The sequence below is a fragment of the Streptomyces lacaronensis genome, from assembly GCF_047337785.1.
Taxonomy (GTDB): Bacteria; Actinomycetota; Actinomycetes; order Streptomycetales; family Streptomycetaceae; genus Streptomyces; species Streptomyces lycopersici.
The window spans coordinates 3882848-3897517 of sequence record NZ_JBLHDK010000003.1 but is presented as its reverse complement, the minus strand read 5'-3'; the positions used below and the strand labels follow the sequence as shown (position 1 = coordinate 3897517).

The following is a 14670-nucleotide window of genomic DNA, read 5'->3' as shown; positions in this document are numbered from 1 at the left end:
CTGGCACGGTAAGGACTCCGGTGGGGGCCCGGGCCCAGGCTCGGCGCGGGTGGCCCCCATTTCCTCCGATCAGCCCTGATCGGGTCGGGCTCCGATCAGCCCTGATCGGGACCGGGGCCGCCATCGGGACCGCCGTCGGTGAGCCGGTCGAGGTGGGTGGGCGCGAACATCCGCAGCAGCGCGGGCAGTACCACGACCGACGGCCCGGGGGCCGCGAGGGCGTCGGCGAGGTCCGCGCGCAGCCGCTCGGGTGTGGTACGGACCGCCGGGACGCCGAAGGACTCGGTCAGCGCGACGAAGTCCGGGCGGGACAGTTCGGTGGCGGTCGCCTCGCCGAATGTGTCCGTCATGTACTCGCGCAGGATGCCGTAGCCGCCGTCGTCCACGATCAGCCAGGTGATGGGGAGTTGGTACTGATGGGCGGTCGCGAGTTCGGCGATCGAGTACATGGCGCCGCCGTCGCCCGACACGGCCAGCACCGGCCGTCCGCGGTCCGCGGCGGCGGCCCCGAGGGCGGCCGGGAAGCCGTAGCCGAGGCCGCCCGCGCCCTGCGCCGAGTGCAGGGCGCCCGCACGGGGATCGAAGGCGGACCAGGCCCAGTAGGCGAGGATCGTCATGTCCCAGAAGCTGGGGGAGTCATCGGGCAGCGCGTCCCGCACCGCGTCCAGCACCCGCCGCTCCAGCTCCAGGCCCTGTGCGTCGATCCGCTCCCGCACCCGGGTGAGCAGCCCGGCCGCGGCCTTGGCCGCCGTGCCCGGCGGGCGGGGCGTCACGGCCTCGGTGAGGGCGGCCAGTGCCTCGCGGGCGTCGGCGTGGATGCCGAGCGCCGGATGGTTGGACTCCAGCTTGCCGAGGTCGGCCTCGATCTGTACGAGACGGCCTCGCGGGCTGAACGTGTGGTAGTTGGAGGAGAGTTCGCCGAGTCCGGAGCCGACGACCAGCAGGACGTCGGCGTCCTCCAGGAACTCGGTGGTGTGCGCGTCCTCCAGCCAGGACTGGAGCGAGAGCGGATGACCCCATGGAAACGCTCCCTTGCCGCCGAAGGTCGTCGCCACGGGAGCGTCCAGCGCCTCGGCCAGTGCCCGCAGCTCCTGCCGCGCCCCGGCGCGCACCACCCCGCCCCCGGCGAGGATCACCGGACGCTCGGCGGCGTTCAGCAGCCTCGCCGCCTCCGCCGTCAGCTCGGGCCGGGGCGGCAGCGGCCGGGGCTCGGCCCGCAGCGAGGTCACCGGCGGCACGGAGACCGGTGCGAGCAGCACGTCCTGCGGGATCTCCAGCCACACCGGCCCGGCGGGGGCCTCCAGCGCGGACGCCCAGGCGGCGGCGACCGCAGAGGGGATCTGGGAGGCGGTACGGACGGTGTGGACGGACTTCACCACGTCGCGGAACGACGCCTTCTGGTCCACGAGTTCATGCAGATAGCCCTTGCGCCCGCCGCCCAGCCCCGCTGTCGGCACCTGGCTGCCGATGGCGAGGACCGGCGCGGACGCCGCCGCCGACTCCTGCAGCGCGGCGAGCGTCATCAGCGCCCCCGGCCCGGTGGACACCAGCAGCGGCGCCACCGTGCCGGTGACACGCGCGAAGGCGTCGGCGGCGAACCCGGCGTTGTTCTCCACCCGCAGCCCCACATAGGTGAGCCGGGACCGCCGCAGCGCGTCGAACGCCCCCAGAGCGTGCTGTCCGGGAAGCCCGAACACGGTGCTCGCCCCGAGCGCGGTGAGGGACTCCACGACGAGATCGCCGCCGTGACGCGCGCGCTGTGCGGTGGGCATGGGTTGGTGCCTTTCTGACGATGTGTATCGAAGAGAGCGAGCGTGACGCCGTGTCAGGCGCCTGCGGTGGCCGGACTGGTGGTCTCCGAGACGGGGGCGGCGGGCTCACCGGCCAGCCGTCGCCGCCAGACGTCCAGGATCGCCGCGTCCGTCGGCTTGGTGGCGAGGCTGACCGCCACATACGCCACCAGCGAGGCCAGCAGCCCGAAGTAGATGGGTTCGTTGGCGAGGATGCCCTTCCACCCCATCAGCGCGATGACCGTGAGGCCGCCGACACCGACCGAGGCCAGTGCGCCCGCGCCCGTGCCGCGCTTCCACAGCAGCCCGCCCAGGATCGGCATCAGCAACCCGCCGACCAGCATGTTGTAGGCGACGGTCAGCGCCTCCACGACATCGTTGAGCGCCACGGAGATGCCGATCACGGCGACGCCCATGATGAGGATGAAGACGCGGTTGCCGCCGATCTCGTCATGGGAGGCACCGGCCGTACGGAGCGTACGGCCGCGCAGCCGGGCCCAGATGTCGTTGTTGGCCACCGTCGCGCAGGCGATCAGCGCGCCCGAGGAGGTGGACATCACCGCGGACAGCGCGGCGGCCAGCACCAGCCCCTTCACGCCCACCGGGAGGGCGTCCTTGACGATGGTCGCGAACGCGTCGTCCGGGGCGCCCAGCTTGGGGTACAGCACCCTGGCCGCCGTACCGATGATCGCGCCCGCGACCGCGTAGGCCAGGCAGTACGTACCGGCCGCGGTGCCGCCGAGGCGGGCGACCCGGTCATCGCGGGCGGTGAAGACCCGCTGCCAGATGTCCTGGCCGATCAGCATGCCGAAGGAGTAGATCAGCACATAGGTGAAGACGGTCTGGCCGCCGATGCCCATGGGGGAGAAGTAGCCGTGGGGGAGTTCGGCCTTCATCGCGTCGAAGCCGCCCGCCTTCACCACCGCGATCGGCAGCAGCAGGAGCAGCACGCCCACCGTCTTGACGACGAACTGCACCATGTCGGTGAGGGTGATCGACCACATGCCGCCGAGCGTCGAGTAACAGACCACGATCGCCCCGCCGAGCACGATGGCGACGACCCGGTCCAGCCCGAAGATCACGTCGAAGATGGTGGCGTAGGCGATGGTCGAGGTGACCGCCAGCATCAGGGTGTAGGCCCACATCACGATGCCCGAGATCAGCCCGGAGGAGCCGCCGTAGCGCAGGTCCAGCATCTGGCTGACCGTGTAGACCTTGAGCCGGGCGATGCGCGCCGAGAAGAAGACCGACAGCGCCAGCAGCCCGAGACCGATGGCGATGACCATCCAGGCCCCCGAGAGCCCGTACTGATAGCCGAGCCCGACGCCGCCGATGGTGGACGCGCCGCCGAGCACGATCGCGGCCATCGTCCCGGAGTACATCAGCGGCCCCAGCCGCCGCCCCGCGACCAGGAAGTCACTGGTGGAGCTGGTGCGGCGCATCCCCCACCAGCCGAGCGCGAGCATGCCCGCGAGATAGACGACGATCACGGTGTAGTCGACAGCGGTCATGGGGGTGCTCCTCGGTCCGGCGGGGGTCGGCTGGCGTTCGGGAGGTCGGGACGTCGGGCGGGCGGGGACGCATGGGATCGGGAGGTCCCGGCGATCCGCGGGGATCGAGCCCCGGGGAGGTGTGGGGAATGTGGGGAGTGACGGAGACCCTAGGTGTCGCCGAAGCGTCCGGGAAGTGTACGTTTCCTCCACTCCCGATCCCCGGGATGTACGAACCATCCCCTCGCGAGGTCCGCCGTGATGAACGACCGCGTCCCCCCGACGGCCCCCGTCCCGCTCTCCACCCTCCTTCGCCACCCCGCCCTGGGGCTGCGGCAGGTCGCGGGCGGGCGCGAGACGGACACGCCCGTCTACTTCGTCCACACCAGCGAGATGGAGGATCCCGTCCCGTATCTGCTGGGCGGAGAGCTGCTGCTCAGCGCGGGGGTGCACTGCCCGGAGGCGGCGGGCGCGGGCACCTACTGGGACCGCTATGTGGCCCGTACGGTCCAGGCGGGCGCGGCGGCGCTCGGCTTCGGCATCGCGCCGGTGCACGACACGGTGCCCCGCGCGCTGGCCGAGGCGTGCGACCGGCACGGGCTGCCGCTGGTGGAGGTGCCCCGGCAGACGACCTTCACGGCCGTGGCGAGCGCCGTATGGGACGCGATGGCCGAGCGCCGCCACCATGAGCTGCGCAGCCTCACCGAGGCGCAGCAGTCGCTGGCGACGGCCGCGGCGCGCCCGCACCCCGTACCGGCCGTGCTGCGCCAGCTCGGCCAGCACCTCGGGGCCTGGACGGTGCTCTACGGCCCGGCCGGTCCGGACGCCCCGGACGGCGCGGAGCTGGCGGCCGCCGGGCCGCGGCCGCCGCGCGAGGCCCGTAAGGCGCTCGGCGCGCTCGCGGCGCGGCTGCGCTCGGGCCCGTCCTCGGCGGCGGGCAGGGCGACCGGCGCGGCCGGTGAGGAACTGCTGCTGACCGCGTACGGGCTGGGCGGCCCGGCGGGGCCGGAGGACCGGCTCGCGCTCGGCGTCTGCGCACCCCGGCGGGACGGGGCGGACGGGGCGATCGTGGGGGTGGCCGTGGTGCTGCTGTCGCTGCTGACGGCGCGCCGGGTGGTCGGGGCCGAGGCCGAGCGCACATCGGCGCTGGTGCGGCTGATGCTCGGCGCCGAACCGGCGCGGGTGGCGGGGCTGCTGAGTCCCTCGCCGGGACAGCCGGGACAGCCGGGGCAGCCGGGGCAGCCGGGGCAGCCGGGGCAGCCGGGGCAGCCGGGGCAGCCGGGAGAGTCGGGGCAGTTGGGGCAGCCGGGGCAGCCCGCACAGTCCGGGCAGCCGGGGACGTCCCCTGAGCCTCCGGAGGACGGCGGGCTGTGGACCGTGGTGCACGGGCGGCGGCGTGGCCGTGGCCGGGACGACGGGCTGCTGGCCACGGCGGCGCTCGCGGCCGGGCTCGGGACCCCGCTGGTCGACCTCGACGGGGACGCGCTGAGCGCCCTCGTCCCGGGCGAGGGGGAGGTACGGCCCCAGCCCGGCTGGACCCTGGGTGTCGGGGCGCCGGTACCGGCCGGGGACCTGACGCGTGGCGGCGCCGACGCCGCCCGCGCGCTGCGGCGGGCGGTGGCCGAACGGGTGCCGCTGGTGCGGGACGGCCCGGCCCGCGCGGGCGGGGTCGGCTCGCTGGTGGACCCGGCCGAGGCGGGAGCGCACGGCCAGGCCCTGCTCGCGCCGCTCGAGGGCGCACCGGCGCTGCTGGAGACGCTGCGGGTGTGGCTGTCGCTGCACGGCAGCTGGGACCGTACGGCGGTGGCGCTGGAGGTCCACCGCAATACGGTCCGTCAGCGGATCGCCCGCGCCGGGGCCCTGCTGGATGTGGACCTGGGCGACGCGGACGTCCGTATGGAGCTGTGGTTCGCCCTCAAGTGGGCGTGAAACACGAGGCCTCGAGCTCAGACGGCGGCTGAGCTGCTGACGTCAGCCTCAGAGCTTGGTCCACGCCTCCGTCAGCACCGTTCGCAGCACCTGCTCGATCTCGTCGAACACCGCCTGGTCGGCGATCAGCGGCGGGGCCAGCTGGACGACCGGGTCGCCGCGGTCGTCGGCGCGGCAGTACAGCCCGTTCTCGAACAGCGCCTTGGAGAGGAAGCCGTAGAGGACCCGCTCGGTCTCCTCCTCGTCGAAGGACTCCTTGGTGGCCTTGTCCTTCACCAGCTCGATGCCGTAGAAGAAACCATTCCCCCGGACATCGCCGACGATCGGCAGATCGTGCAGCCGCTCCAGCGTGGAGCGGAACGCGGTCTCGTTGTCCAGCACATGCTGGTTGAGGCCCTCGCGCTCGAAGATGTCGAAGTTGGCCAGGGCCACGGCGGACGAGACCGGATGGCCGCCGAAGGTGTAGCCGTGCAGGAAGGTGTTGTCGCCCTCGTAGAAGGGCTCGGCGAGCCGGTCGGAGACGACGCACGCGCCGATCGGGGAGTAGCCGGAGGTCATCCCCTTGGCGCAGGTGATCATGTCCGGGACGTAGCCGAACTTGTCGCAGGCGAACATCGTGCCCAGCCGCCCGAAGGCGCAGATGACCTCGTCCGAGACGAGCAGCACGTCATGGCGGTCGCAGATCTCGCGGACCCGCTGGAAGTACCCGGGCGGCGGCGGGAAGCAGCCGCCCGCGTTCTGCACCGGCTCCAGGAAGACCGCGGCCACGGTGTCCGCGCCCTCGAAGAGGATCTGCTGCTCGATCTGGTCGGCGGCCCAGCGGCCGAACGCCTCGGGGTCGTCGCCGAAGATCGGGGCGCGGTAGATGTTGGTGTTGGGGACCTTGTGGGCGCCGGGGACCAGCGGTTCGAAGGGGGCCTTGAGCCCCGGCAGACCGGTGATCGACAGGGCGCCCTGCGGGGTGCCGTGGTAGGCCACCGCCCGGGATATGACCTTGTGCTTGGTGGGCTTGCCGGTCAGCTTGAAGTACTGCTTGGCCAGCTTCCACGCGGTCTCGACGGCCTCGCCGCCGCCGGTGGTGAAGAAGACCTTGTTCAGGTCGCCGGGCGCGTAGCCCGCGATCCGCTCGGCGAGCTCGACGGCCTTGGGGTGGGCGTAGCTCCACACCGGGAAGAAGGCGAGTTCCTGGGCCTGCTTGTAGGCCGTCTCCGCCAGCTCGACCCGGCCGTGGCCCGCGTTGACCACGAACAGGCCGGCCAGGCCGTCGATGTACCGCTTGCCCTTGTCGTCGTAGATGTACGTGCCCTCACCGCGCACGATCGTCGGCACGGGGGAGTTCTCGTACGACGACATGCGGGTGAAGTGCATCCACAGGTGGTCGTACGCCGTCTTGGAGAGGTCGGCGCTCATTGCTATCTCGTTCCCCAGGTATAGGTCTGCTTCCGGAGCTTGAGGTAGACGAAGCTCTCGGTGGAGCGCACACCGGGCAGCGTGCGGATCCGCTTGTTGATCATTTCGAGGAGATGGTCGTCGTCCTCGCAGACGATCTCGATCAGGAGATCGAAGGAGCCCGCGGTGACGACCACGTACTCGACCTCGTCCATGGCGGTCAGCGCGTCCGCGACCGGGTCGAGATCGCCCTCGACGTTGATGCCGACCATCGCCTGCCGCCGAAACCCCACGGTGAGAGGATCGGTAACAGCGACGATCTGCATCACGCCCTGGTCGAGCAGCTTCTGCACACGCTGCCGTACGGCGGCCTCGGAGAGCCCGACGGCCTTTCCGATGGCGGCGTACGGCCGGCGACCGTCCTCCTGGAGCTGCTCGATGATCGCCAGGGATACGGAGTCGAGGGTCGGCGTGCCGTTCTTGTCAGGTGTGGCCACGACCCTCACTGTGCACGAGCCTCGCCCGTGTCGCAACCCTGCTTCGATGAATTTCGTCGTCAAGGGGCCTCGAAAACACTGATTCCGTTGTTCTGGCGTGGCGGGTATGTTGAAAACGCAGCACCGGCGACTACTGTGGGTGTCTCACCAATCGGACAGCTGACAGGAGGGGTGGCACGTGACCACCGAACTGCGTCGTCTGCGCAACTACATCGACGGAGAGTTCCGGGACGCCGCGGACGGGCGGACCACGGAGGTGGTCAACCCGGCCACGGGCGAGCCCTACGCCACCGCGCCGCTGTCGGGCGCCGCGGACGTGGACGCGGCGATGGCCGCCGCCGAGGCCGCCTTCCCGGCCTGGCGCGACCTGGTGCCCGGCGAGCGGCAGAAGGCCCTGCTCAAGATCGCCGACGCCTTCGAGGCGCGGACGGAGGAGCTGATCGCCACCGAGTCCGAGAACACCGGCAAGCCGATCGGTCTCACGCGGGACGAGGAGATCCCGCCGATGATCGACCAGATCCGCTTCTTCGCGGGCGCGGCCCGGATGCTGGAGGGCCGCTCGGCCGGTGAGTACATGGAGGGGCTCACCTCGATCATCCGGCGTGAGCCGGTCGGGGTGTGCGCCCAGGTCGCACCGTGGAACTACCCGATGATGATGGCCGTTTGGAAGTTCGCCCCGGCGCTGGCGGCGGGCAACACGGTCGTCATCAAGCCCTCGGACACCACGCCCGCCTCCACCGTGCTGTTCGCCGAGATCATCGGCGGGGTGCTGGCGGAACTGGGTCATCCGCAGGGCGTGTTCAACGTGATCTGCGGCGACCGCGAGACCGGACGGCTGATGGTCGAGCACTCCGTGCCCGCCATGGCGTCCATCACCGGCTCGGTGCGGGCAGGCAAGCAGGTCGCCGAGAGCGCTTCCAAGGACATCAAGCGGGTACACCTGGAGCTCGGCGGCAAGGCCCCGGTCGTGGTCTTCGAGGACACCGACATCCCCAAGGCGGTCGAGGACATCTCGGTCGCGGGCTTCTTCAACGCGGGCCAGGACTGTACGGCCGCCACCCGGGTGCTGGTCCACGAGTCGATCCACGACGAGTTCGTGAGCGCGCTCGCCAAGGCCGCCGCCGAGACCAAGACCGGCGCGCCGGACGACGAGGACGTGCTGTACGGCCCGTTGAACAACGCCAACCAGCTGGCCCAGGTCACCGGCTTCATCGACCGGCTCCCCGCGCACGCCAAGGTCGAGGCGGGCGGCCACCGGGTCGGCGACAAGGGCTTCTTCTACGCGCCCACCGTGGTCTCCGGCCTCAAGCAGGACGACGAGATCGTCCAGAACGAGGTCTTCGGCCCGGTCATCACCGTGCAGACCTTCTCGGACGAGGAGCAGGCCATCTCCTACGCCAACGGTGTGGAGTACGCGCTGGCCTCGTCGGTGTGGACCAAGGACCACGCCCGCGCGATGCGGATGTCCAAGGCCCTGGACTTCGGCTGCGTCTGGATCAACACCCACATCCCGCTGGTCGCCGAGATGCCGCACGGCGGCTTCAAGAAGTCCGGCTACGGCAAGGATCTGTCCGCGTACGGCTTCGAGGACTACACCCGCATCAAGCACGTCATGACGTCCCTGGGCTGATGCGGGGCCGACTCCCGTGCGGGGCGGGCCGATGTCCGCCCCGGGCGGGTGGTTTCCGTGCGGGGCGGGCCGATTTCCGCGCCCGGCTCGTCACTTGGTCATGGCAGGGTCATCTGTCATGGCCAAGGGGGGACATCCGGACCAGGGCCGCCAGCGCGGCGACGCGGTTGGTGGTGATCGCGTCGACGCCCGCCCGCAGCAGCCGGGACATCGACCGCCGGGTGTCGGCGGTCCAGGCGGAGACCAGCAGCCCGTCGGCGTGGTGGCGGGCGACCAGTTCCCGGGAGACCAGCCCGAAGCGGTAGTTGAGCCACCGGGGGCGCAGCGCGGCCAGCAGCGCCGGACGCGGTGGGGCCAGCGTGGTCCAGGTCAGCGCGATCTCGGCATCCGGGTCCGCGCGGCGCACGGCGTGCAGGGCCGCCAGGGCGCCGCAGTAGTACACCCGGTCGGCCGCCCCGCTCTCCCGTACCTGGGCGACGGCGGCGGGCGCGGCCGACGCGTCCGGCAGGTCGATCAGCAGCCGGGTGGAACCGGCGCGGGCGAGGGCCTCGCGCAGGGTCGGCACGCCCCCGCCGGTCAGCTGCCGCACCTCCTCGGCGGTCAGCCCGGACAGCGGCCGGTCCTCGCCCCACAGCCGCTTCAGCGTGGCGTCGTGGAGCAACACCGGCACACCGTCCCGGGTCAGCCGTACGTCGATCTCGACCGCGCCCGCCCCCGCGCGCACCGCGGAGCGGATCGAGGGCAGGGTGTTCTCACGGCACACATACGGGTCGCCGCGGTGGCCGACCGGGACGCATCCCGCCCCCGCCGGGCTCATCGGCCCGCGACCACCGTGTAGGCGTCGATCTCCGCCGAGAGCCGCGCCTTGCCCTCGGCGTCCAGGAAGGACGCCTCGACCGCGTTCTTGGCGAGGGCGGCGACGCCCGCCGCGTCCAGATCGAGCAGATGGGCCGCGACCTGGTACTCGGTGTTGAGGTCGGTGCCGAACATCGGCGGGTCGTCGCTGTTGATCGTGACAAACACCCCGGCCTCGACCATCTGCTTCAGGGGGTGCTCACCGAGCGTGGCGACGGCGCGGGTGGCGATGTTGGAGGTCGGGCAGACCTCCAGCGGAATGCGGTGCTCCGCGAGATGGGCGAGCAGCTTCGGGTCCTGGACGGCGCTGGTGCCGTGGCCGATGCGCTCCGCCCGCAGCTCGATGAGGGCGTCCCAGATCGTCTGCGGCCCGGTGGTCTCGCCCGCGTGCGGCACACTGCGCAGTCCGGCGGCGATGGCCCGGTCGAAGTACGGCTTGAACTGGGGGCGCGGCACCCCTATCTCCGGACCGCCGAGACCGAAGCCGACCAGCCCCTCGGGGTTCAGCTCACAGGCGATCCGGGTGGTCTCCTCCGCGGCCTCGAGACCGGCCTCGCCGGGGATGTCGAAGCACCAGCGCAGCACCGTGCCGAAGTCCGACTCGGCGGCCTTACGGGCGTCCTCGATCGCCTCGACGAAGGCGGTGTCCGGGATGCCGCGCCGGGTCGAGCTGTAGGGCGTGACGGTCAGCTCGGCGTAGCGGATGTGCTGCCGGGCCATGTCGCGGGCGATCTCGTAGGTCAGCAGCCGGACGTCCTCGGCGTCGCGGATCAGGTCCACCACGGAGAGATAGATCTCGACGAAGTGCGCGAAGTCCCGGAAGACGAAGTACTCCGCGAGGGCCTCGGGATCGGTGGGCACCTTGGAGTCGGGGTGGCGGGCGGCCAGCTCGGCCACGATGCGCGGCGAGGCGGATCCCACGTGGTGCACATGGAGCTCCGCCTTGGGCAGCCCGGCAATGAAGGTGGTCAGATCGGTCAACAAAACCTCCGGGAGACGCCCGCCGACGGCGGGTTCCGGTCATCGTATTGTGTGGCGCCGACGGGCTCGCCACAGGCCGTAGCATGGGCGGACGTCTTTGTGGGGAGCTCCATGGCCGACCAGCACGACCCGTCCGAGCCGCCGGATGAGCAGCGGCGACCCGGACTGCCGAGGCAGCCCGAGCCGCTCGACCGCGACCCCTGGGCTCCACCGGCGCGGCGGGTCGCGATGGACAAGGCCGCTGGGGAGACAGGCGCGGCGGACAGCGGCGCGGGCGGTGCGGGCATGGCGGACAAGGCGGCGGACGGCGCGGTGGGCGGGGGCGAACAGGACATATCCGCGCCCCGGTCCCCGGCGGCCCCCGCTCCCCGGCCCAAGGTGGCCGAGCAGCCGACCCTCACCTCACATCCCGCCATGCCGGGCCCGACGCCCCCGCCCCCTCCGCCGCCCCCGCCGAGCGCCGCGCGGCCACGGGGCCAGGTGCTCCCGCCGGGCGCGGTGCCCCCGCCGCCACCCGCGCCGACCGGCCCGGGCACGCCCAGCGCCTACCCGGCCGGACCGTACGGCCCCGCGGGCTACGCGCCGAACGGGTACGCCCAGAGCGGGTACGCCCAGCCGAACGGGTATGCCCAGAACGGGTACGCCCAGCCCGGGTACGCGCAGCAGGCGCCGTACGAGCAGTCCCCTTACGGCGGGGCACCGGGCCAGGGCCATCCCGGCTACGCCTACCCGGGCACGGGTTACCCCGGCACCGCCCAGCCCGGCACGGGTTACCCCGGCACCGGCTATCCCGGCACCGCCGCCCACCCCGGAGGGGCGTACGGCCAGGGCTGGCCGGGCGGGCCGTATGTGCCGAACAACGGCCATGGCACGGCCGCCCTGGTCCTCGGCATCATCGGCCTGGTGCTCTTCGCGAGCATCGTGCTCGGTATCGTCCTCGGTGTGCTCGCGATCATCTTCGGGGTCCTCGGCCGCTCCAGGGCGGCCAGCGGCGAGGCGACCAACGGCGGCTCCGCGCTGGCCGGAGTGATCCTCGGGGTGAGCGCCGTGGTGGCGAGCGTGGTCATGATCTTCGTCTACATAGCCGCCGAGGACGACGACTCGGGCAGCGATGACGACCCGGGCTATGCCAGCGTCTCGGCCCCCGCGGTGCTCCCGCCCCCGCTCGCCGACATCAGCCGCTGACGCGCCTCCATCAGCGCGAACCCCAGCAGATTGAGCCCGCGCCAGCGGGCCGGGTCCGCCGCCCGCTCGTCGTCCGCCGCCAGCCCGATGCCCCACACCCGGTCCACCGGGCTGGCCTCCACCAGCACCCGCGACCCGGTGCCCAGCAGATAGTCGCGCAGCTCGGGGTGGTGGCCGAACTTGTGCACACTGCCCTCGACCACGAGCCCGAAGCGATGACGCCGCCAGGTCTCCTCGTCGAAGCCGCGCACCGCGCGGCCCGCGTCCTTGGCCTGCTTGGGATGGGAGGCGGCGAGCGCCGAGCGCTCGGCCTCCGCGTCGCCGAACAGCCGCGCCTTGCCCGCCATCATCCAGTGCTCGGCCGTCGCGTAGGTGACCCCGGCCACGGTGAACGGCGACGGCCACCACTGGCTGAAGCACCCGGAGCCCACGCTTCCGTCCGGCCTGGGCCGATGCCCCCAGAACCAGACGTACTTCAGCCGCTCACCGCGCGCCGCCCGTTCGACCAGCTCCTCGACCGACCGAGGGCCCCCGTCCGCCGAAACCGGTGGACTCCCCTCCGCCGAAACCGAATCCCCCACCCCGTTCGTCTTCATGCCCAGGATTCTCGCATCCGCCACCGACAGCCCCGCCGACCTGCGCAATTGGCCTGTCCAGGGATGAGTCCTGCCCATAACATTGCCGGACGTTAACCAGGAGGGGAGACCGACGATGTCCAGCAACACACCCGGCCCACAGCAGGGGCCGTACGACCCACAGGCCAATCCCTACGCCGCGCCCCCGCCGCCGGCGCAGCCCCCGGCCGGGCAGCAGCCGCAGTACCCCGGGGCCGGCTACCCCGCCGCGCCGCCCCTCTATCCGGGGGCGGCCGGGATGCCGACGCAGCTGAGCAATGGCATGGGCACGGCCGCGCTGGTCTGCGGCATCGTCGGTCTGGTCTGCGGGATCACCTACTTCCTGTGGGTCTTCGCGGTCATCCTCGGCATCCTGGCGATCATCTTCGGCGCCATCGGCAAGGGGAAGGTCGGCCGCGGCGAGGCGAACAACGGGGGCTCGGCCACCGCCGGTCTGGTCTGCGGCATCATCGGCATGGTGCTCCCGGCGATCTACCTCGCCGCGCTGGACGCCGCCATCGACTCCGTCTTCTAGACGGCGCCCGGACCGGCCGTCCGGACCGGCTGCTCAATCCGTCGGTCCGGACCGGGGTCCGGCTCGGAAACGGTGACGCCGAGCCCACTCTGATCACTGAATCCGTCGCGAAACCAAAAAGCAACAACGGAATCCCTTGTTGAAGCGCTGCTCCTCTGTCAGGATCGGCCATCAATTCCGGTTGTAGCTACGCCGTGCCCCTATGGGCGGATCGGCGGAGGAGAGCGCGATGGATCAGCGGTTCGACGTGACGGAGCGATTCGCCGACGGTGCCCAGTACATCGCGGGCCGTCCGCGCGAGGGCGGCTCCGAGGGCACGCACGCGGTCGTCGACCCGGCCACCGGCGAGCAGGTGTTCAGCTACCGGCTCGCCGGTATGGCCGATGTCGACGCCGCCGTGGCCGCCGCCGAGGCCGCCTTCCCCGAGTGGGCGGGCGCCACCCCCGGCGAGCGGTCCGACGCGATGCACCGCTTCGCCGCGGCGCTCACCGAGCGGGCGGACGACCTCGCCCACGCCGAGTCGCTGCAGTGCGGTAAGCCCATCAAGCTCAGCACCGAGTTCGATGTGCCCGGCTCCATCGACAACACCGCCTTCTTCGCGGGCGCCGCCCGCCACCTGGAGGGCAAGGCCGCCGGCGAGTACAGCGGCGACCACACCTCGTACATCCGCCGCGAGCCCATTGGCGTCATCGGCTCCATCGCCCCCTGGAACTACCCCCTCCAGATGGCGGCGTGGAAGGTCCTCCCGGCCATCGCCGCGGGCAACACCATCGTGCTGAAGCCCGCCGAACTGACGCCCCTGACCTCGCTGATGTTCGCCCAGGCGGCCACGGAGGCGGGCCTCCCGGACGGTGTCGTCAACGTGGTGAGCGGCACCGGCCGCGAGGCGGGCGAGCGCCTGGTCTCCCACCCCGGCGTGGCGATGACCTCCTTCACCGGCTCCACGGCGGTCGGCAAGCGGGTCGCGGAGCTCGCCACGGCCACCGTCAAGCGGATCCATCTCGAACTCGGCGGCAAGGCGCCCTTCGTCGTTTTCGACGACGCGGACCTGGAGGCCGCCGCCCACGGCGCCGTCGCGGGTGCGCTGATCAACACCGGACAGGACTGCACCGCGGCCACCCGGGCCTATGTGCAGCGCCCGCTGTACGACGCGTTCGTCGCCGCCGTCGCCGATCTCATGGCGACCGTAAGGCTCGGCGATCCCTTCGATCCGCACACCGACCTCGGCCCGCTGATCTCCCACGCCCAGCGCGACCGCGTGGCGGGCTTCGTGGAGCGGGCCCGCGGCTACGCCACCGTCGTCACCGGCGGCGAGGCCCCGGGCGGCGACCTCGCCAAGGGCGCCTACTACCGGCCCACGCTCATCACCGGGGCGCCCCAGGACAGCGAGGTCGTCCAGTCCGAGATCTTCGGCCCGGTCCTGGTCGTCCTCCCCTTCGACAGCGACGACGAGGGCATCGCGCTCGCCAACGACACCCCTTACGGTCTCGCCGCCTCCGCCTGGAGCCGCGATGTCTACCGTACGGGTCGCGCCTCCCGCGAGATCCGGGCCGGCTGCGTCTGGATCAACGACCACATCCCGATCATCAGCGAGATGCCGCACGGCGGGGTGCGGGCATCCGGCTTCGGCAAGGACATGTCGGCGTACTCCTTCGAGGAGTACACGCAGGTCAAGCATGTGATGTTCGACAACACCGCGGTGGTCCGCAAGGACTGGCACCGCACGGTCTTCGGTGACCGACAGACCTGAATGTGCGGCCACCTCCGCGTGGCCT

General features: G+C 71.9%; 12 protein-coding genes. 5 read left to right on the top strand and 7 right to left on the bottom strand.

The features are described 5' to 3' along the window. Positions 1–95: 95 nt before the first annotated feature. Positions 96–1772 carry a thiamine pyrophosphate-binding protein gene (locus tag ACMTAK_RS16335; protein ID WP_413806916.1) on the bottom strand — a complete coding sequence of 559 codons (1677 nt, stop codon included), beginning with the start codon at positions 1770–1772 and terminating at the stop codon, positions 96–98. Positions 1773–1825: 53 nt separating this feature from the next. Continuing rightward, complete coding sequence (locus tag ACMTAK_RS16330; protein ID WP_413806915.1) at positions 1826–3301, bottom strand: sodium:solute symporter family protein; 1476 nt, start codon at positions 3299–3301, stop codon at positions 1826–1828. 240 nt (positions 3302–3541) lie between these two features. Between ACMTAK_RS16330 and ACMTAK_RS16325 the strand changes: the two genes are divergently transcribed. Next, positions 3542–5209, top strand: coding sequence for a PucR family transcriptional regulator (locus ACMTAK_RS16325; protein ID WP_413806914.1), 1668 nt, complete (start codon positions 3542–3544; stop codon positions 5207–5209). A 48-nt stretch (positions 5210–5257) separates the two neighbouring features. Here ACMTAK_RS16325 and ACMTAK_RS16320 read toward each other — a convergent pair whose 3' ends face one another. Together ACMTAK_RS16320 and ACMTAK_RS16315 are read right to left on the bottom strand one after the other, a co-directional pair. Next, on the bottom strand, positions 5258–6619 hold the full coding sequence (locus ACMTAK_RS16320) for an aspartate aminotransferase family protein (RefSeq protein WP_413806913.1): 1362 nt from the start codon (positions 6617–6619) through the stop codon (positions 5258–5260). Positions 6620–6621: 2 nt separating this feature from the next. Then, positions 6622–7095: an Lrp/AsnC family transcriptional regulator gene (locus ACMTAK_RS16315; protein ID WP_020868121.1), complete on the bottom strand. Its 474-nt coding sequence runs from the start codon at positions 7093–7095 to the stop codon at positions 6622–6624. 178 nt (positions 7096–7273) lie between these two features. On the opposite strand from ACMTAK_RS16315, the gene ACMTAK_RS16310 reads away from it, so the two are divergent. Continuing rightward, positions 7274–8725, top strand: a complete 1452-nt coding sequence (locus tag ACMTAK_RS16310; protein WP_413806912.1) for a gamma-aminobutyraldehyde dehydrogenase — start codon at positions 7274–7276, stop codon at positions 8723–8725. Between the two features lie 109 nt (positions 8726–8834). Here the strand turns inward: ACMTAK_RS16310 and ACMTAK_RS16305 are convergent, their stop codons facing one another. After that, positions 8835–9542, bottom strand: coding sequence for a glycerophosphodiester phosphodiesterase (locus ACMTAK_RS16305; protein ID WP_413806911.1), 708 nt, complete (start codon positions 9540–9542; stop codon positions 8835–8837). Continuing rightward, the gene (locus ACMTAK_RS16300; RefSeq protein ID WP_413806910.1) at positions 9539–10561 is read right to left on the bottom strand and encodes an adenosine deaminase; all 1023 of its coding nucleotides are present in this window, start codon (positions 10559–10561) and stop codon (positions 9539–9541) included. The genes ACMTAK_RS16305 and ACMTAK_RS16300 overlap by 4 nt, the downstream gene beginning before the upstream one ends. Before the next feature lie 111 nt (positions 10562–10672). On the opposite strand from ACMTAK_RS16300, the gene ACMTAK_RS16295 reads away from it, so the two are divergent. Continuing rightward, the gene (locus ACMTAK_RS16295; RefSeq protein WP_413806909.1) at positions 10673–11746 is read left to right on the top strand and encodes a DUF4190 domain-containing protein; all 1074 of its coding nucleotides are present in this window, start codon (positions 10673–10675) and stop codon (positions 11744–11746) included. Here ACMTAK_RS16295 and ACMTAK_RS16290 read toward each other — a convergent pair. After that, entirely contained in the window at positions 11686–12342 is a 657-nt protein-coding gene (locus ACMTAK_RS16290) for an NADAR family protein (RefSeq protein WP_413806908.1), read from the bottom strand. The genes ACMTAK_RS16295 and ACMTAK_RS16290 overlap by 61 nt on opposite strands. Positions 12343–12457: 115 nt before the next feature. Between ACMTAK_RS16290 and ACMTAK_RS16285 the strand changes: the two genes are divergently transcribed. Both ACMTAK_RS16285 and ACMTAK_RS16280 read left to right on the top strand, forming a co-directional pair. Continuing rightward, a complete protein-coding gene (locus tag ACMTAK_RS16285) occupies positions 12458–12895 on the top strand; it encodes a DUF4190 domain-containing protein (RefSeq protein WP_413806907.1) in 438 nt (145 codons plus the stop codon). A 229-nt stretch (positions 12896–13124) separates the two neighbouring features. Next, a complete protein-coding gene (locus ACMTAK_RS16280; RefSeq protein ID WP_413806906.1) occupies positions 13125–14645 on the top strand; it encodes a gamma-aminobutyraldehyde dehydrogenase in 1521 nt (506 codons plus the stop codon). The last annotated feature ends 25 nt before the right edge of the window (positions 14646–14670 follow it).